This is a genomic window from Cupriavidus sp. 30B13, assembly GCF_049059565.2.
Classification (GTDB): domain Bacteria; phylum Pseudomonadota; class Gammaproteobacteria; order Burkholderiales; family Burkholderiaceae; genus Cupriavidus.
In genome coordinates this window covers 1,286,821-1,304,163 of the sequence record NZ_CP188223.1, presented here as the reverse complement: position 1 = coordinate 1,304,163, position 17,343 = coordinate 1,286,821, and the positions used below count along the sequence as shown (strand labels likewise).

Here is a 17,343-nt window from a genome sequence, read left to right as displayed (position 1 = left end):
TCAGGCAATCCGGGCCGGACGCGGGAGGGGAAATCGAAATGGAAGTGCTTGGTCTGGTTCCCGCCTTGCCGCTTGCCCCGCCGGCGCTGCCGCGCCGTTTTGCCGGTGGCCGCTGCTGCCCTGGCACCCCGGCCGGCGGGCTCCGGTGAGCCTGGAGGATGACCTGGCGGGCTGGCTGCCGCAGTTGCGGCGCTACGCGCGCGCGCTGACGGGAGACGCCGCCTGGGCCGACGACCTGGTGCAGGACACGGCCGAACGCGCGCTTGGCCGGGCTTCGCTGCTGCGCTCCCACAGCAATCTGCGCGCGTGGCTGCTGACCGTGTTGCGCCATCTCTATATCGACCAGTTGCGCAAGCAGCACGAGGTCGCCGTCGAAGACAGCGATCCGCTGTGGGCGCAGCTGGCGGCGCCGGACCAGCAGATCGAAGGCCTGCTGCTGCGCGATGTGCAGCGGGCGCTGTACCGCCTGCCGCCGGACCAGCGCGAAGTGCTGCTGCTGGTGGCGCTGGAGCAGCTCAGTTACCAGGAGGCCGCCGCCATCCTGCAGGTGCCGGTGGGCACCGTGATGTCCAGGCTGTCGCGCGCGCGCGAGCACTTGCGCAGCCTGCTCCAGGATGGCACCGATCACCAGCCCGCGCCGCGCAAAGCCGTGAGGAGCACGTCATGAACCATAATCGCAACCCTGCCATGCCGCCCGGGCCCGAACTGGAGCGGCTGTCGGCCCTGGTCGACGGGGAACTGCCGCCGCAGGCGCGCGAGGATGTGCTTGCCGGCCTGGCGCGCGACGAAGAGGCCGCTGCCCGCGTGGCCGATTACCAGCGCCACGGCGCGGCGCTCAGGGCGCTGTTTCCGCTGGAGCACGATGTGCGCTACGTGGTGGTGCGCCCGCGGCCGCACGCGTGGCGGCGCGGCGCGGCGGCGCTAGGTTTCGTGGCGGTCGGCCTGGCGCTGGGCACGGGCGTGGCCTGGCTGCCGGATTCCGCGGCCGACACCTACGCCTTCGCCCACCATGCCGACCTGGCCTATGCGGTGTTTTCGACCGAGCAGCGCCACGCGGTCGAGGTGCCCGCTTCCGACCACGAGCACCTGGTGACATGGCTGTCGCACCGGCTGTCCCGCTCGCTGACGATTCCGGTGCTCGACGAGTTCGGCTACCGGCTGATGGGCGGCCGGCTGCTGCCCGGCGCTACCGGCCCCGCGGCGCAGCTGATGTACGAGAACCGGGCGGGAGAGCGGCTGACCGTGTACATCGCCCCGGCCTCTTCGCCGCAGGATTCGTTCCGCGTGCTGCGCCAGGATGGCCGCAGCACCTTCTACTGGACCGCCGGCGGCACGGGCTACGCCGTCTCCGGGCAGCACAGCGAACCGCGCCTGCGCGAGATCGCGCTCGACGTCTGCGGCAGCCTCGGCTGCACGCCGGAAAGCTGGCAATGAGGCAGCGCACCGGTTCCGATTCGCGCGGCCGCGGAAATCCGCGGCATGCGCGGGAATAAGGACACCCTCCGATCCGTTTACAAGGCATGCGGGACCGATGCGGGACGACAGTGCGCACGGGACCGCCAGGCAAACCGATGTGCCTTGGGATAGGGCCGGAATTCCCTACGGAAATACCAAAGACGGGGTACCGCAGCCGCGCGATGGCTTCACCGTTCGCGCCGCCCCGCAAGACCAGCACCGTAGGTCGTGGCCATATCGCGACGTCGGGTATTCGCGTTCAGGATGACAAGCATGCGCAAGCATTTCGCAACCGTGGTGGCGGCATTGGCCGCCGTGGGTTTCATTGGATTCAGCGTGCCGGCGGCGGCCCAGGATGCAGCAAGCCCGCCTTGCCAGCAGATGACCGGGCAGACCGAGATCAACGGCGTCCAGCAGCAGGTCCAGGGCCTGGCCTGCCTGCAGCCCGACGGCACCTGGCAGATGGTCGACAACGGCGACTCGGGCGTGGTGACGTATGCCGCGCCCTACCCTTACTATGCGGTCGATCCGTGGTACTGGTCGCCGTTCGGCGTGACATTCGGCAGCGTGATCTTCATCGATCGCTTCCATCACATCCACCAGCTCGGCCATCCGTACTTCCGCACGCCCGGGGTCCGGGTCGGCGGGGGTTTCCATGGCGGCTTCCATGGCGGCTTCGGCGGTGGTTTCCACGGCGGCTTCGGCGGGTTCCACGGGGGTGGCTTCCACGGCGGATTCCACGGCGGCGGCGGCCATCGCTGATGCGCGCGGCGCGCTGAAGCTCAGCGCCCGCCGGGCAGGGTCAGCAAGCGGTAAGCCTCTTCCTCCGAGATTTTCAGGCGGTAGTGGCGCGACAGCATGCGCGCGAACTGGCGCGCCGCGGATGGCTCGCAGTGCCGCAGCTGTTCGCGGTACGCCTCCAGCTCGAAGCGCAGGCGCCAGCGCGGGCTGAGCAGGTAAAGCACGCCCATCAGTCCGCACCAGCGCCAGAACTGCCGCACGTGCACCTTCTCGTGCTCGATCAGCGCGTGGCTCGCGCCGGGTCGCAGCAGGATCAGCGGGCCGGGGGTGAAGCCGTCGAAGCGGCGCGGCACCAGCCAGCGGGTCTCGACCAGCAGGCAGGGCGGCGATTTGCAGAAACGGATCTTGGGGCGGCGCATGCACGCAAGCGTAGCAGGCCGCGGTACCCGCCAGGAAAAATGCCCCGCGCGACGGCGGGGCAAAGAGCATGAAAGCGGCGTGGCCGCGTCAACTGTGCGGCCGGTGCGCGGCGTGCTTATTCGCTGGTGATCTTGCCTGCTTCGATCACGGCCTTCCAGCGCTGCAGCTCCTGCTTCTCGAACTGGTCGAACTGCTCGGGCGTGTTGGCCACGACCTCGAAGCCGCTTTCGGCCAGCTTCTGGCGCATCTGCGGATCGGCCAGCGCGCTGACCAGCGCGGCGTGCAGCCTGGCCTTGACGTCCTTGGGCAGGCCGCGCGGCGCGGCTACCGCCTGCCACGAGTAGACGTCCACGTCCTTGACGCCGCCTTCGGTCATGGTGGGCACGTTGGGCAGCACCGGGGAGCGCTTGTCGCCGGTCACGGCCAGCGCCTTGAGCTTGCCGCTGCGGATATGCTGCAGCACCGCGTTGATGTTCTGGAACGAGGCATCGACCTGCCCGGCCAGCAGGTCGGAGATCGCCGGCGCGCCGCCCTTGTAGGGCACGTGCAGCCCGTCGGTGCCGGACTTCTGCCAGAACAGCGCGGCGGTCAGGTGGTCGGACGAGCCGGCGCCGGACGTGGCGAATGCCACCTTGCCCGGGTTCTTCTTCATGTACGCGACCAGTTCCTGCAGGTTCTTGGCCGGGAAGTCCGGCTTGGTCACCAGCACGTTGGGCGCGCGCACCGCCACGGTCAGCAGGTCGAAATCCTTGGCCGGGTCGTAGGGCAGGTTCTTCTGCAGGAAGGGATTCACCGCATAGACGCCGATCGACGCCACCATCAGCGTGTAGCCGTCGGCGGGCGCGCGCTTGACCATGGCGGCGCCGATGGCCCCGGTGGCGCCCGGGCGGTTGTCCACCACGAAGGGCTGGCCGAGCTTCTCGTTGAGCGGCGGCGCCAGCATGCGCGCGATGGTGTCGGTGGAACCGCCGGCCGGGAACGGCACGACCACCGAGACGGCCTTGGTCGGCCAGGTCTGCGCGGCGGCGGTGATGCTGCCGGCCGCCGCCACGGTGGCGACGAGCGCGCCGGCGAGCGCGAGCAGCCTGCGCCGCGCGGACGGTTGTTGGAACGGGGTCATGGTGTCTCCTTGATTCTCGTGGACGTTTGGTGGACGCGGACGTACTGGACGTCCCGGGCTTTCGACTTCTGATCGGATACCGCTTCTTTCTTTTTTGTCTTGCCGGCCGGAGGAAGGCGCGCTCACCTGACCATGCACGGCGCCTTGTTGTCGAACTTCCAGCCCGGAATCAGGAACTGCATGGCCACGGCGTCGTCGCGCGCGCCGAGGCCCATGCTCTTGTAGCGCTCGTGCGCCAGCGCCACCTGCTCCATGTCGAGTTCCACGCCCAGGCCCGGCGCCGTGGGCACGGCGACCTTGCCGTCCTCGATCCGCAACGGCGATCTGGTCAGGCGCTCGCCGTCCTGCCAGATCCAGTGGGTGTCGATGGCGGTCACGCGGCCCGGCGCGGCGGCGGCCACGTGGGTGAACATGGCCAGCGAGATATCGAAGTGATTGTTCGAATGCGAGCCCCACGTGAGGCCCCACTCCGCGCACATCTGCGCCACGCGCACCGAGCCCTGCATGGTCCAGAAATGCGGGTCGGCCAGCGGGATGTCCACCGACTGCAGGCGCACCGCGTGGCCCATCTGGCGCCAGTCGGTGGCGATCATGTTGGTGGCGGTGGGCAGTCCGGTGGCGGTGCGGAACTCGGCCATGATCTCGCGGCCCGAGTAGCCGTCCTCGGCGCCGCAGGGGTCTTCCGCGTAGGCCAGCACGCCGTGCTTGTCGCGGCACAGGCGCACGGCCTCGGCCAGCGACCAGGCGCCGTTGGGGTCGAGCGTGATGCGCGCCTTGGGAAAACGCTCGGCCAGCGCGACGATGGCTTCCATCTCCTCGTCGCCGCGCAGCACGCCGCCCTTGAGCTTGAAGTCGTTGAAGCCGTAGCGCTCGAACGCGGCTTCGGCGAGCCGGACCACGCCGGCGGCATCCATCGCCGCTTCGTTGCGCAGGCGGAACCAGGCATTGTCGGCATCGGGCTCGCTGCGGTAGCCGAGCGTGGTGCGGTTGCGGTCGCCCACGTAGAACAGGTAGCCCAGCATCTCCACCGCGTCGCGCTGCTGCCCCTCGCCGAGCAGCGCGGCCACCGGCACGCCGAGGTGCTTGCCGAGCAGGTCGAGCAGCGCAGCCTCCAGCGCGGTGACGGCGTGGATGGTGATGCGCAGGTCGAAGGTCTGCAGGCCGCGGCCGCCGGCGTCGCGGCTGGCGAAGGCGCTGCGCACGCGGTTGAGCACCGCCTGGTAGTTGCCGACCGGCTGCCCCACCACCAGCTCGCGCGCGTCGTCCAGCGTCTGGCGGATGCCCTCCCCGCCCGGCACCTCGCCCACGCCGGTATTGCCGGCGCTGTCGGTGAGGATGACGATGTTGCGGGTGAAGAACGGGCCGTGCGCGCCGGACAGGTTCATCAGCATGCTGTCGTGGCCGGCCACCGGCACCACGGTCAGGCCGGTGACGACGGGCGTGCCGGCAGCGGGCGTCGCGTGGGCCGGCGACGCGTCGCGGGCGGCGGAAATGGGCGTTGGGGTCATGTCGGGTTCCGGCGGAGAGCGCGGCGGATGGCCAGGCGGGCTGCCAGCGCGCTGCGGGTTGTCTCGGTCTTGGCTGCGCCGGCTGAAACCGGCTTTCTCGTGCTGGCCGTTCCGGCGGTTGCGCGCGCGCCACCTGCGCAGCCTGATGCGGTGCGCGGGGGCGACGATCGCCCTGCCAGAAAGCTGTTATCGGTCGTCATATGACTTACGACGCAGTATAATGAGCACATTGCGACCCGGTCAAGTCCCTGCCCTCACCATGTCAAACCCCATGCTCGCTTCCTCCACCCCGCTGCGGCGCCGCGGCCGCACGCTTGCCGAAGAGGCGGTGAGCAACCTGAGCGAACGCATCCAGCAAGGCGCGCTCAAGCCCGGCGACAAACTGCCGACCGAGTCCGAGATCATGAGCGCGCTGGGCGTCAGCCGCACGGTGGTGCGCGAGGCGCTGTCGCGCCTGCAGGCCAGCGGCCTGGTCGAGACCCGCCACGGCATCGGCACCTTCGTGCTGGCGCGCCCGGCCGAAAGCGCCTCGCCGTTCCGCATCGATCCCGCCGCCATGGTGACCGCCATGGACGTGCTGGCCATGCTGGAATTCCGCGTCAGCCTGGAGGCCGAGGCGGCCAGCCTGGCGGCCACGCGCCGCAGCGACGAACAGCTCGCGGCCATGCGCGGCGCGCTCGACGAGCTCAAGCGCACCGCCACCGACGGCAAGGACTCGGTGGGCGCGGACTTCGAGTTCCACCTCGCCATCGCGCGCGCCACCGGCAACCGCTATTTCACCGACATCATGGGCCACCTGGGCACCATGGTGATTCCGCGCAGCCGCCTGCACGTGAGCGCGCAGGAGCGCGCGCAGTACCTCGAGCGCGTCAATATCGAGCACGAGAACATCTATGACGCCATCGAGCGGCGTGATCCTGAAGGCGCCAAGGCGGCGATGCGCATGCACCTGACCAACAGCCGCGAGCGGCTGCGCAAGGCCTCGGCCGCCGTCGAAGGAGCCTGACGGCGCCTGACGGGCACCCGACCGGACCGCCGCCCGGCGCGCCCGGCCTTCCCCGCTTGCCCGTGCGGGAGCTCTTGTTGTAGGATGTCTTATAACGAAGCGCGATCGATGCAGCGACGCGATCGCGCCCGGCCCGTCACCCGCCCGCTGCCCCGGGGCGCACCCATCTGACCGCAGTCCAAGGAAACTCCCACATGACCATCACCGGCGAAATGCTGATCGGCGCCAGCGCAGTGCGCGGCACCGCGGATATCCTCCATGCCATCAATCCGGCCACCGGCGAGATCCTCGCGCCGGCGTTCCACGGCGGCGACGCGGCCGATGCCGAACGCGCCTGCGCGCTGGCCGAAGCGGCGTTCGACACCTACCGCAACACCTCGCCCGAGACACGCGCGACCTTCCTGGAAGCCATCGCCAGCGGCCTGGAAGCACTGGGCGACACGCTGATCGAGCGTGCCCACGCCGAAAGCGCGCTGCCCGTCGCCCGCCTGCAGGGCGAGCGCGCCCGCACCGCCAACCAGTTGCGCCTGTTCGCGGGCGTGCTGCGCGACGGCCGCTGGCAAGCCGCCACGCTCGACTCCGCCCTGCCCGAGCGCACCCCGCCGCGCCCCGACCTGCGCCTGCAGAAGATCGCCGTGGGCCCGGTCGCGGTGTTCGGCGCCAGCAACTTCCCGCTGGCGTTCTCGGTGGCGGGCGGCGATACCGCGTCGGCGCTGGCCGCCGGCTGCCCGGTAGTGGTCAAGGCGCACCCGGCCCACCCCGGCACGTCCGAACTGGTCGGCCGCGTGATCCAGAAGGCGGTGGCCGATGCCGGCCTGCCGGAAGGCGTGTTCTCGCTGCTGGTGGGCGGTTTTGCCATCGGCACCGCGCTGGTGGCGCACCCGTCGATCCAGGCGGTCGGCTTCACCGGCTCGCGCAGCGGCGGCCTGGCCCTGCTGCAGACCGCCAATGCCCGCCCGCAGCCGATCCCGGTCTACGCCGAGATGAGCAGCATCAACCCGGTGTTCCTGCTGCCCGCGGCGCTCGACGCGCGCGCGGCGGACATCGCGCGCAACCTGGTGGATTCGCTGGTGATGGGCGTGGGCCAGTTCTGCACCAACCCCGGCCTGCTGCTGGCGGTGGAAAGCCCCGCGCTCGACGTCTTCCGCCAGGGCACGGTCGCCGCGCTGGCGGAGAAGGCCGCGGGCACCATGCTGACCCCGGGCATCTGCCAGGCCTACGAAAAGGGCGTGGCGCAGCTGGGCGACATCGAAGGGCTGCGCCGCATCGGCAGCGGCCTGGCGGCCAACGGCCCCAACCAGGCCCGCCCGGCGCTGTTCGAAACCACCGCGGCGCAGTTCCTCGCGGACCACCGCATGGAAGCGGAAGTCTTCGGCCCGACCTCGGTGCTGGTGGTCTGCCGCGACCACGCGGAAATGCTGGCCGTGGCGCGCCGCCTGGAAGGCCAGCTCACCGCCACCGTGCAGGCCGACGCCGGCGACCGCGCCGAAGCGGCCAGCCTGCTGACCGTGCTCGAACGCAAGGTGGGCCGCGTGCTGTTCAACGGCTATCCCACCGGCGTGGAAGTCTCGCATGCGATGGTGCACGGAGGCCCGTTCCCGGCCACCTCTGACACGCGCTCGACCTCGGTGGGCGCCTCGGCCATCGAACGCTTCCTGCGCCCGGTGTGCTACCAGAACGTGCCGGCCGAGCTGCTGCCGCCGGTGCTGCAGGACGGCAACCCGCTGGGCGCGTGGCGCCTGAAGGATGGACAGCTCGGCCGCGAGTAAGCCGCGCGCGGCATGCGCCGCCGCCATGACGAAGGGCCGGAAATTCCGGCCCTTTTTTGCGTCCGCGGACGGCACTCATGCTGCGCCGCTGGCGCCGGCTTTGCCGGCGCGCCTCACGCCGCCGCGCGCTCGATCGGCGCGGGGGCCTGCGGCGGCCGGATCACCGGCGCATTGCCGCGCGAGCGTCCGGAACTGAGATAGTCCGCAATCGATTCCTGCGTGACCTCGCCGAGATACACGCCGTCGGCGTCGAGCACCGGCAGCCAGCTGGTGTTGTGCTGGTACATGCGCGACAGCACGATGCGCAGGTGTTCGTCGAACGCGGCGGTCGCCTTGAACGGGCGCATCGCATCGGCGCACGTGCCCTGCCCGCCGCGCGCATCGCGGCGCGTGACGTAGCCCAGCGCGCGCTGGGCCGTGTCCACCACCGGCAACTGGCGCACGTCGGCTTCGTCCATGATGCCGAAGGCCTGCGCCAGCGGCATGTCCGGCGCGCAGCTCTGCGCCATGGTGGCGGCGTCGCCGGCGCGCACCAGCAGCAGGCGCTTGAGCGTGTTGTCGTGGCCGACGAAGGCCTGCACGAAGTCGTCGGCGGGGTGCGCGAGCAAGGCGTCGGGATGGTCGAACTGCACCAGCTTGCCGCGGCGGAACACCGCCACGCGGTCGCCCAGCTTGATGGCTTCGTCGATATCGTGCGAGACCATGATGACGGTCTTGCCGAGCTGGCGCTGCATCAGGAAGAACTCGTTCTGGATGCTCTCGCGGTTGATCGGGTCGACCGCGCCGAACGGCTCGTCCATCAGCAGCACCGGCGCGTCGGCGGCCAGCGCGCGGATCACGCCGATGCGCTGCTGCTGGCCGCCCGACAGCTCGCGCGGGTAGCGCGACAGCATCTTGTCCGGGTCGAGCTGCACCATCGACATCAGTTCGCGCGCGCGCTCGCGGCAGTGTTTCCGGTCCCAGCCCAGCAAGCGCGGCACCACCATGATGTTCTGCTCGATGGTCATGTTGGGGAACAGGCCGATCTGCTGGATCACGTAGCCGATCTTGCGCCGCAGCGTGACCTCGTCCACGCGCGCGGTGTCCTCGCCGTCGATCAGCACGCGGCCGGCGCTGGGCTGGATCAGGCGGTTGATCATCTTCAGCGTGGTGGTCTTGCCGCAGCCCGACGGGCCGAGGAAGACGCAGATCTCGCCCTTGGGCACCGTCATGGAGACGGCGTCGACGGCGCGCACTTCGGCGCCGTCCTTCTGGCGGAAGGTCTTGGTGAGTTGGTCGAGTTCAATCATGTCAGCGGATTCCTTTCGGTGTCAGCGCCCGCTGCAGCCACTGCAGGCAGGCATCGACCACGATGGCGAGCACGCTGACCAGCACGGCACCCACCGCCAGCTTGCTCATGTTGCTCTGGCTGATCGCTTGCAGGATCAGCACCCCCAGGCCGCCCGCGCCGATGATGGCGGCGATGGTGGCCACGCCGATGTTCATCACCACGGCCGTGCGCACGCCGCCGAGGATCACCGGCACGGCCAGCGGCAGGTCCACCAGCCGCATGCGCTGCCAGGTGGTCATGCCGATGCCGCGGCCGGCTTCCTGGATGCCGTCGTCCACGCTGGCCAGCGCCACGCAGGTATTGCGCATGATCGGCAGCAGCGAATACAGGAACACCGCGGTCACCGCCGGCACGTAGCCGAGCGCGTGGCCGAAGCGCGCGAACACCGGGATCATCAGCCCGAACAGCGCGATCGACGGCAGCGTCAGCACGACGGTGGCCAGCGTCAGCAGCGGCGCGGCGAGGAAGCGGAAGCGCGCGCACAGGATGCCCAGCGGCACGCCGGCGACGATCGCCAGCCCCACCGCGGAGCCCACCAGCGCCAGGTGCTGGCCGGTCAGCCTGAGCAGCGTGGGCCAGCTGTGCTGCAGGTAAGTCATCAGGTCCATGCGGCCTCCTTCAGAGCAGGCCGTGGCTGCGCAGGAAATCCTGCGCCACCTTGTCGACCGGCTGCTGGCCGATGTCGACCTGGTAGTTCATCGCGGTCATGGTCTCGTTGTCGAGCCGGGCCGCGAGCGCGTTGAGCAGCCCGGCCAGCTCCGGGTGCCGCTCCAGCGCCGCCTGGCGCACCACCGGCACGGCGTTGTAGGCGGGGAAGAAATGCTGGTCGTCCTCGAGCAGCACGAGGTCGAAGCCTTTGACGCGGCCGTCGGTGGTGTAGACCAGGCCCAGTTCGACCTGGTCATTCTTCAGCGCGGTGTAGACCAGGCCGGGATCGAGCTGGATCACGTCGAGGCGCGCGAACGGCAGCTGGTAGAGCGCCTTGAGCGGCTCCAGGCCGTCCGGCCGCGCGGCGAATTCCATGTCGACCGCGAACGGGTGGGCCGTGTCCTCGCCGGCCGCGCGCATCTTCCCGGCGAAGGCGGACAGCGTGGTCACGCCGGCGGCCTCGGCACGCTTGCGCGGCATGGCCAGCGCGTAGGTGTTGTTGATGCCGGAGGCGTCGAGCCAGACCAGCCCGCGCGCGGCGTCGAGCGTCTTGACGCGCTCATAGCTCTCCTGCGCGCCGAGCTTTTCCTCGACCTTGTTGAAGACGATCAGCGCAGTGCCGGTGTAGTCCCACACCACGTCGAGCTGCGCGCTTTCGAGCGCCTGGCGCATCAGCGTGCTGCCCAGGCCGGAGGTCAGCTCGGTGTCGAAGCCCTTGGCCTTGAGGTACTGCGTCGTCATCGACGACAGGATCAGTTGCTCGGTGAAGTTCTTGCCGCCCACGCGGATGGTGTCGGCATGCGCCGGCAGGCCCAGCGCCGCGGCAGCGCACGCGCCCAGCACCGCCAGCGATACGGCGGGACGTGCCAGCAGACTTGCCAGCAGACGCGCCGCGGCGAGCGCCGGCGCGGCGGCCAGCCGCGCCAGCCCGTTCTTGATCGGTTGCATCGGATTCTCCTTGTTGTGCGCGGCGCTCAGCGCGCCAGCCCGCGGCTGCGCAGATAGCAATGGCCGGCGGCGGCGAACAGGCCGTCCAGGGCCAGCGCCAGCAGCGCGGTGGCGGCCGCGCCGAGCAGCAGCAGCGGCTGGTTGTTGAGGTAGATGCCGGGGAAGATCAGCTCGCCCAGGCTGTTGGCGCCGATCAGGAACGACAGCGGCACCGTGCCCACGTTGATCACCAGGCTGATGCGCACGCCCGCCAGGATCACCGGCAGCGCGTTGGGCAGCTCCACGCGCAGCAGGCGCTGGCGCGCCGTCATGCCCAGCCCGCGCGCGGCCTCGGTGAGCGCCGGCGACACGCCGAGCAGGCCTTCGCAGGTATTGCGCACGATCGGCAGCAGCGAGGCCAGCCACAGCGCGAGGATGGCGGGCCGCTCGCCGATGCCGAGCACGGCCAGCGCCAGCGCCAGCACCGCCAGCGAGGGCACGGTGTTGCCGATATTGAAGACCTGCATCAGGCGGTCGGCCCAGCGGCGCATGCAGGGCCGGCTCAGGGCGATGCCGGCCGGGATGCCGGTGGCCAGCGCCAGCGCCATGGACCACGCCACCAGGCGCAGGTGGTCGGCCACGTCGTACCACAGGCGGTCCTGGTATTGCCGGATGACGTCGACGCCGATCCACGCGGCCAGTCCGGCCAGCGCGGCAAGCGTGAGACATCCCCAGGCGAGCGCCTGGACGGATTGCTTGGACATATTCCCCTCTCCCCGCGCGCCGCATGCGGGCACGAGGCGCCACATCCGGATCGGCGGACGATAAAACGGGCGCGGGCGGAGCAACGGGGGCCGCCGGCCCTGACTAGATTGCCTTGCCCGCCATGACCGGCAGATGAGCCGGTGGACGGGCGCCGGGCTCCACGCCGCGAGGCGGGGAAACCCATTTGACGGGACGCCGGACGGTGGAGCCGGGCATCCCTGGAGCGGCGCAGCCCGCCGCGAGAACGCGGAATGCGGGTGGCCAGTGGCAGCGCAGAGTTGATGGTTTTCCGACGCGCCGCCGGATCAATCGGCCGATGCCGGGCGAGCAACGGACAAGACGCAAACGACGGCCGGGCAAGACTGCGAACCGCGACCGCGAGCCTCATGCCGGATTTGCGCCCCATGCGCGATTACGCAGCATCGGATGACAACGAGAGCGCTATTATACGCATTTACGTCGATCTTGTCATCTTTCGGAATTTACGCCTGCTTTTCCCCGCAATTGTAGGTGTTTGTCCGACATCTTCCGGCGCTGCCGCGTTGTTGCAAAAACCGGCACGCGGAACGCGTCCGCCGTGCCAGTATCAGAACAATCTGTTGCCTGTCCGCTATCTACCGCTTTCGGCCCAAACCCTTAAATTGGGAGGGTAGCCAACGGGGCCGGCCGCCATTGCCGCCGCCCCCGCCAACGCCGGGCCCGCCCGGCCAACAGGAGATCGAACATGGAACAACGCCTCATCCAGACCGTTCCGGCCACCGCCGGAGAAACCGTGCAGCGCTCGCGCGCGGTCGACCGCGTGGTGCGCGGCATCGCCACCTCGGACGGCGCCGGCGTCAAGCTGACCCGCGTGCTGACGCAGAACCTGCAGCGCCGCCTGGACCCGTTCCTGATGCTGGACGCATTCGGCACGGACAGCCGCGACGACTACATCGGCGGCTTCCCCGACCACCCGCACCGCGGCTTCGAGACCATCACCTACATGCTGGCCGGACGCATGCGCCACCGCGACAGCGCCGGCAACGAAGGCCTGCTGGAAAACGGCGGCGCGCAGTGGATGGTGGCCGGCGCGGGCGTGGTGCACTCGGAGATGCCCGAGCAGGAAGACGGCCGCATGGAAGGCTTCCAGCTCTGGCTGAACCTGCCGGCGGCGGACAAGATGACCGCGCCCTGGTACCGCGACCTGCCCGCGGCCGCCGTGCCCACGGTGGCGCTGCCGGGCGGCGCCACCGTGCGCGTGCTGGCCGGCGCCTCGCACGGTGTGGCCGGCGCGGTCACGCGCCCGGTGACGGAGCCGCTGTACCTCGACGTGTCGCTGCCGGCCGGCCAGCGCTTCTCGCAGGCGCTGCCCGCGGGCCATAACGCCTTCGTGTACACCTACCGCGGCGAGATCGCGGTGGGCACGGGCGACAACGTGGCCGTGCTCGAGGCGCAGCGCATGGGCGTGCTGGACAACGCCGCGGATGCCGACGGCGTGACCGTGACCGCGACCACCGATGCGCGCTTCCTGCTGATCGCGGGCAAGCCGCTGGGCGAGCCGATCGTGCAATATGGGCCGTTCGTGATGAACAGCCAGGAGGAGATCTACCAGACCCTGGCGGATTTCCGCGAAGGCCGCTTCAACCAGATCGCGGCGAACAACGGCGCCTGAGACACCACGCCACCGCGGCGGGAAGGCAACGCGCCCTTCCCGCGACGGCCCCGGGAGCACCCTGCTGCCCGGGGCTTTTTTCTGCCTTGCCGGCGCCCCCCGGTGCGTGCCGGCCAAGCGCGCGCGCCGGCTGCGCGGCGGCGCGGTCCCCGCACCCCGGCATGCGACTTGCAACCTGCCTGTAACCGTTGCGGGGCCGCCGAAACAGCCCGGAACAGGCCGTCCGGCCCCCGCGCACTTATATAATCCACGCTTAATAAACGGCATCACCATCCCGTGATGGTCCCGGCGATGCGATGCGGCGATCCTGCCCGTCGCGCCGCAGGAAGCGCCGCCTGCCAAGAACGCCGACCAACGTTGCTGCCATAACAATTCGAGCCGCCTCAGTGACCCTAAGCACATCCCCCCGGCTGGCGCTTGCCCATATCAGCAAGCGCTATCCCGGCGTAACCGCCAACGACGACGTCTCGCTCGTCGTGGCCCCCGGCGAGATCCACGCCGTCCTCGGCGAGAACGGCGCCGGCAAGTCCACCCTGATGAAGATCATCTTCGGCGCGGTCAAGCCCGACGCCGGCGAGATGCACTTCAACGGTGCGCCTGCCGCCATCCACAATCCGCACGATGCCCGCAACCTGGGCATCGCCATGGTGTTCCAGCATTTCTCGCTGTTCGACACGTTGACCGTCACCGAGAACATCGCGCTGGGCCTGCCGCGCCACAAGGGCAAGGACAAGGACAGCACCAGCATGAAGCAGCTGGCCGAGCGCATCCGCGAAACCGCGCAGCGCTACGGCCTGCCGCTCGAGCCCAACCGCCACGTGCATACGCTGTCGGTGGGCGAGCGCCAGCGCGTGGAGATCGTGCGCGCGCTGCTGGCCAGGCCGCAGTTGCTGATCCTGGACGAGCCCACTTCGGTGCTCACGCCCCAGGCCGTGCAGACGCTGTTCGTCACGCTGCGCCAGCTCGCCGCCGAAGGCACCAGCATTCTCTACATCAGCCACAAGCTCGACGAGATCCGCGAGCTCTGCCATAGCGCCACGGTGATGCGCATGGGCCGGGTCACCGGCGTGTGCGACCCGCGCCAGGAGAGCGCGGCCTCGCTGTCGCGCCTGATGATCGGCGGCGAGCCGCCGCGCGAGGCGCGCGTGCAGACCGAGCCGGGCGGCTGCCGCCTGGCGGTGCGCGCGCTCTCGCTGCCGCGCGCGCATGCCTTCGCCACCGAGCTGTCGGGCATTGCGATGGACCTGCGCGCGGGCGAGATCGTCGGCATCGCCGGCGTGTCCGGCAACGGCCAGCAGGAGCTGCTGGCCGCGCTGTCGGGCGAGGACACGCGCGCCGAACCCGGCGCGGTGCTGCTCGACGACAAGCCGGTCGGCCGCCTCGACGCGCGCGCGCGCCGCCGCGCCGGCCTGGCCTTCGTGCCGGAAGAGCGCCTGGGCCGCGGCGCGGTGCCGGGCATGAGCCTGGCCGCCAACACGCTGCTGTCGCACCAGTCCGCGCCCTACGTGCGGCACGGCATGATTTCGCCCAAGGCCGCGGCCGGGCTGGCGCAGGCCGTGATCAAGCGCTTCCGCGTCAAGGCCAGCGGGCCCGAGGCGCTGGCCAAGAGCCTGTCGGGCGGCAACCTGCAGAAATTCATCGTGGGCCGCGAGGTCGAAAGCGGGCCCAGGGTGCTGATCGTGGCCCAGCCCACCTGGGGCGTGGACGTGGGTGCCGCGGCGCAGATCCACAACGAGCTGCTGGCCCTCAAGGCCACCGGCTGCGCGCTGCTGGTGGTGTCCGAGGAACTGGACGAGCTGTTCGCCATCTGCGACCGCCTGCACGTGATCGCCAAAGGCCGGCTGTCGCCGTCGATCGCCATCCAGGACGCCACGCGCGAGCAGGTCGGCCTGTGGATGAGCGGCTTGTGGGAAGGCGGGCCGGGCGGCCAGCAGGAACAGCGGGAGGCAGCACTCCATGGCTGATTTCCTGCTCCGCTCGCCGCTCGCGCTGGCCCCGCGCGGCCTGCCCTCGCGCCGCATGGCCTATGCTTCTCCGTTCATCGCGCTGGCGCTCACGCTCGCGTTCGGCGCGCTGCTGTTCCTGCTGCTCGGCAAGGATCCGGTGGCCGCGCTCAAGGTCTTCCTGGTCGACCCGCTCAAGGACCGCCGCGCCATCGGCGAGGTGCTGCTCAAGACCGTGCCGCTGGTACTGTGCGCGCTCGGCCTGTCGGTGTGCTACCGCGCCAACATCTGGAACATCGGCGCCGACGGCCAGCTGATCGTGGGCGGCATCTTCGCCGGCGCCACCGTGCTGTATTTCGACGTGCCGGGGCACACCGCCAACGGCACCGTGGTGCTGGTGCTGGCCTCGCTGGCGGGGGTGATCGGCGGCATGTTCTGGGCCTCGCTCACCGCGGCGCTCAAGGACAAGTTCAACGCCAACGAGATCCTGGTGTCGCTGATGCTGACCTATATCGCGCAGCAGCTCATGCTGTACGTGGTCAATGGCCCGCTCAAGGATCCCGACGGGATGAACTTCCCGCAGTCGAAGGTGTTCGGCGCGGAGTTCCTGCTGCCCAACCTGATGCCGGGCTCGCGCCTGCATGCCGGCTTCGCCGTGATGCTGGCGCTGGTGGCCGTCATGACGGCGTTTATCTTCCGCAGCTTCGCCGGCTACCGCCTGCAGGTGGGCGGCACCGCGCCGGCGGCCGCGCGCTACGCCGGCTTCTCGGCGCGCCGCTCGCTGTGGAGCGCGCTGATGATCTCGGGCGGCACCGCCGGCCTGGCGGGCGCCTTCGAAGTGACCGGCCCGATCGGCCAGCTGCTGCCGTCGATCTCGCCGGGCTACGGCTTCACCGCCATCATCGTGGCCTTCGTCGGCCGCCTGCATCCGGTGGGCACGGTGTTCGGCGGCATCGTCATGTCGCTGTTCTACATCGGCGGCGAGATGGCGCAGTCGCGCCTGGGCCTGCCCTCGGCCATCGGCTCGGTGTTCCAGGGCATGCTGCTGTTCTTCCTGCTGGCCAGCGACACGCTGATCGACAACCGCCTGCGCTGGCGCGCCAAGGCCGCCTGAGCGAGACCCCACGTACATGGAACAATTCGCACCTCTCATCGCCACCGCGATCAACGCCGGCACGCCGCTGCTGCTGGCCGCGCTCGGCCTGCTCATCAACGAGCGCGCCGGCGTGCTCAACCTCGGCGCCGAAGGCATGATGCTGGTGGCCGCCGCGTTCGGCTTCATGGCCGGCTACCAGACCCAGTCGCCGCTGATCGGCTTCGCCGCCGGCGCGCTGGCCGGCATGGTCATGGCCACGCTGTTCTCGTGGCTGGCGCTGGTGCTGGCCACCAACCAGGTAGCCACCGGCCTGGCGCTGTCGATCTTCGGCACCGGGCTGTCGGCCTTCATGGGCCAGCGCTTCGTCGGCTTCGCCATGCCCTCGCAGGCCAGGTCGATTCCCGGGCTGGCCGACATCCCGTTCTTCGGCCCGGCCTTCTTCCAGCAGCACTGGATGGTGTATTTCAGCCTGCTGCTGTGCGCGGCCATCGCCTGGTTCCTGTTCCGCACGCGCGCCGGGCTGACGCTGCGCGCGATCGGCGAGTCGCCCGAATCGGCGCACGCGCTGGGCTATCCGGTGCGCCTGATCCGCTTCGCCGCGCTGCTGTTCGGCGGCGCCTGCTGCGGGCTGGCCGGCGCCTACTTGTCGCTGGTGTACACGCCGATGTGGGTGGAAAACCTGGTGGCCGGGCGCGGCTGGATCGCGCTGGCGCTGACCACCTTCGCCACCTGGCGCCCGGGCCGCGTGCTGGCCGGCGCGTGGCTGTTCGGCGGCGTCACCATCCTGCAGTTCTACCTGCAGGGCATCGGCGTGGCGGTGCCGTCGCAGATCCTGTCGATGCTGCCCTACGCGGCCACCATCGTGGTGCTGGCGCTGATCTCGCGCAACCCGGCGTGGATCCGCCTGAACATGCCGGCGTCGCTGGGCAAGCCGTTCCGCCCGGGCGCCGCCTGACCCTTCCCG

General features: G+C 70.2%; 16 protein-coding genes. 9 read left to right on the top strand and 7 right to left on the bottom strand.

The features are described 5' to 3' along the window. The first annotated feature begins 145 nt into the window (after nucleotides 1–145). From ACKI2N_RS06070 to ACKI2N_RS06060, 3 genes are all read left to right on the top strand, one after another. Nucleotides 146–667, top strand: a complete 522-nt coding sequence (locus ACKI2N_RS06070) for a sigma-70 family RNA polymerase sigma factor (RefSeq protein WP_420992799.1) — start codon at nucleotides 146–148, stop codon at nucleotides 665–667. After that, nucleotides 664–1,434: an anti-sigma factor family protein gene (locus ACKI2N_RS06065; RefSeq protein ID WP_420992800.1), complete on the top strand. Its 771-nt coding sequence runs from the start codon at nucleotides 664–666 to the stop codon at nucleotides 1,432–1,434. Before ACKI2N_RS06070 ends, ACKI2N_RS06065 begins: the two co-directional genes overlap by 4 nt. A 294-nt stretch (nucleotides 1,435–1,728) precedes the next feature. Further along, a complete protein-coding gene (locus ACKI2N_RS06060; RefSeq protein WP_420992801.1) occupies nucleotides 1,729–2,217 on the top strand; it encodes a hypothetical protein in 489 nt (162 codons plus the stop codon). Between the two features lie 20 nt (nucleotides 2,218–2,237). Here ACKI2N_RS06060 and ACKI2N_RS06055 read toward each other — a convergent pair whose 3' ends face one another. The 3 genes from ACKI2N_RS06055 to gudD all read right to left on the bottom strand — a co-directional run bounded on the left by ACKI2N_RS06055 (nucleotide 2,238) and on the right by gudD (nucleotide 5,244). Then, nucleotides 2,238–2,615 (bottom strand): hypothetical protein, encoded by a 378-nt coding sequence (locus ACKI2N_RS06055; RefSeq protein WP_420992802.1) that lies wholly within the window; start codon nucleotides 2,613–2,615, stop codon nucleotides 2,238–2,240. Nucleotides 2,616–2,731: 116 nt separating this feature from the next. Then, on the bottom strand, nucleotides 2,732–3,736 hold the full coding sequence (locus ACKI2N_RS06050) for a Bug family tripartite tricarboxylate transporter substrate binding protein (RefSeq protein WP_420992803.1): 1,005 nt from the start codon (nucleotides 3,734–3,736) through the stop codon (nucleotides 2,732–2,734). A gap of 122 nt (nucleotides 3,737–3,858) precedes the next feature. Beyond that, on the bottom strand, nucleotides 3,859–5,244 hold the full coding sequence (gudD, locus tag ACKI2N_RS06045) for a glucarate dehydratase (RefSeq protein ID WP_420992804.1): 1,386 nt from the start codon (nucleotides 5,242–5,244) through the stop codon (nucleotides 3,859–3,861). Between the two features lie 259 nt (nucleotides 5,245–5,503). On the opposite strand from gudD, the gene ACKI2N_RS06040 reads away from it, so the two are divergent. Next, on the top strand, nucleotides 5,504–6,250 hold the full coding sequence (locus ACKI2N_RS06040) for a FadR/GntR family transcriptional regulator (RefSeq protein WP_420992805.1): 747 nt from the start codon (nucleotides 5,504–5,506) through the stop codon (nucleotides 6,248–6,250). 194 nt (nucleotides 6,251–6,444) lie between these two features. After that, on the top strand, nucleotides 6,445–8,019 hold the full coding sequence (locus tag ACKI2N_RS06035) for an aldehyde dehydrogenase (NADP(+)) (protein ID WP_420992806.1): 1,575 nt from the start codon (nucleotides 6,445–6,447) through the stop codon (nucleotides 8,017–8,019). 113 nt (nucleotides 8,020–8,132) lie between these two features. On the opposite strand, the gene ACKI2N_RS06030 is transcribed toward ACKI2N_RS06035, so the two are convergent. The 4 genes from ACKI2N_RS06030 to ACKI2N_RS06015 are packed head-to-tail and all read right to left on the bottom strand — an operon-like array spanning nucleotide 8,133 to nucleotide 11,688. Next, entirely contained in the window at nucleotides 8,133–9,308 is a 1,176-nt protein-coding gene (locus tag ACKI2N_RS06030) for a betaine/proline/choline family ABC transporter ATP-binding protein (RefSeq protein ID WP_420992807.1), read from the bottom strand. Between the two features lies 1 nt (nucleotide 9,309). Continuing rightward, on the bottom strand, nucleotides 9,310–9,957 hold the full coding sequence (locus ACKI2N_RS06025) for an ABC transporter permease (RefSeq protein WP_420992808.1): 648 nt from the start codon (nucleotides 9,955–9,957) through the stop codon (nucleotides 9,310–9,312). Nucleotides 9,958–9,967: 10 nt separating this feature from the next. Further along, nucleotides 9,968–10,945 (bottom strand): glycine betaine ABC transporter substrate-binding protein, encoded by a 978-nt coding sequence (locus ACKI2N_RS06020; protein ID WP_420992809.1) that lies wholly within the window; start codon nucleotides 10,943–10,945, stop codon nucleotides 9,968–9,970. Between the two features lie 26 nt (nucleotides 10,946–10,971). After that, the gene (locus ACKI2N_RS06015; RefSeq protein ID WP_420992810.1) at nucleotides 10,972–11,688 is read right to left on the bottom strand and encodes an ABC transporter permease; all 717 of its coding nucleotides are present in this window, start codon (nucleotides 11,686–11,688) and stop codon (nucleotides 10,972–10,974) included. A 725-nt stretch (nucleotides 11,689–12,413) separates the two neighbouring features. Here ACKI2N_RS06015 and ACKI2N_RS06010 point away from each other — a divergent pair. The 4 genes from ACKI2N_RS06010 (at nucleotide 12,414) to ACKI2N_RS05995 (ending at nucleotide 17,334) form a co-directional block, all read left to right on the top strand. After that, complete coding sequence (locus tag ACKI2N_RS06010; RefSeq protein ID WP_420992811.1) at nucleotides 12,414–13,340, top strand: pirin family protein; 927 nt, start codon at nucleotides 12,414–12,416, stop codon at nucleotides 13,338–13,340. Nucleotides 13,341–13,726: 386 nt separating this feature from the next. Further along, complete coding sequence (locus tag ACKI2N_RS06005; RefSeq protein ID WP_420992812.1) at nucleotides 13,727–15,304, top strand: ABC transporter ATP-binding protein; 1,578 nt, start codon at nucleotides 13,727–13,729, stop codon at nucleotides 15,302–15,304. After that, nucleotides 15,297–16,397 (top strand): ABC transporter permease, encoded by a 1,101-nt coding sequence (locus ACKI2N_RS06000; RefSeq protein ID WP_420992813.1) that lies wholly within the window; start codon nucleotides 15,297–15,299, stop codon nucleotides 16,395–16,397. The genes ACKI2N_RS06005 and ACKI2N_RS06000 overlap by 8 nt, the downstream gene beginning before the upstream one ends. Nucleotides 16,398–16,413: 16 nt before the next feature. Then, complete coding sequence (locus tag ACKI2N_RS05995; RefSeq protein WP_426990580.1) at nucleotides 16,414–17,334, top strand: ABC transporter permease; 921 nt, start codon at nucleotides 16,414–16,416, stop codon at nucleotides 17,332–17,334. Nucleotides 17,335–17,343 lie beyond the last annotated feature (9 nt).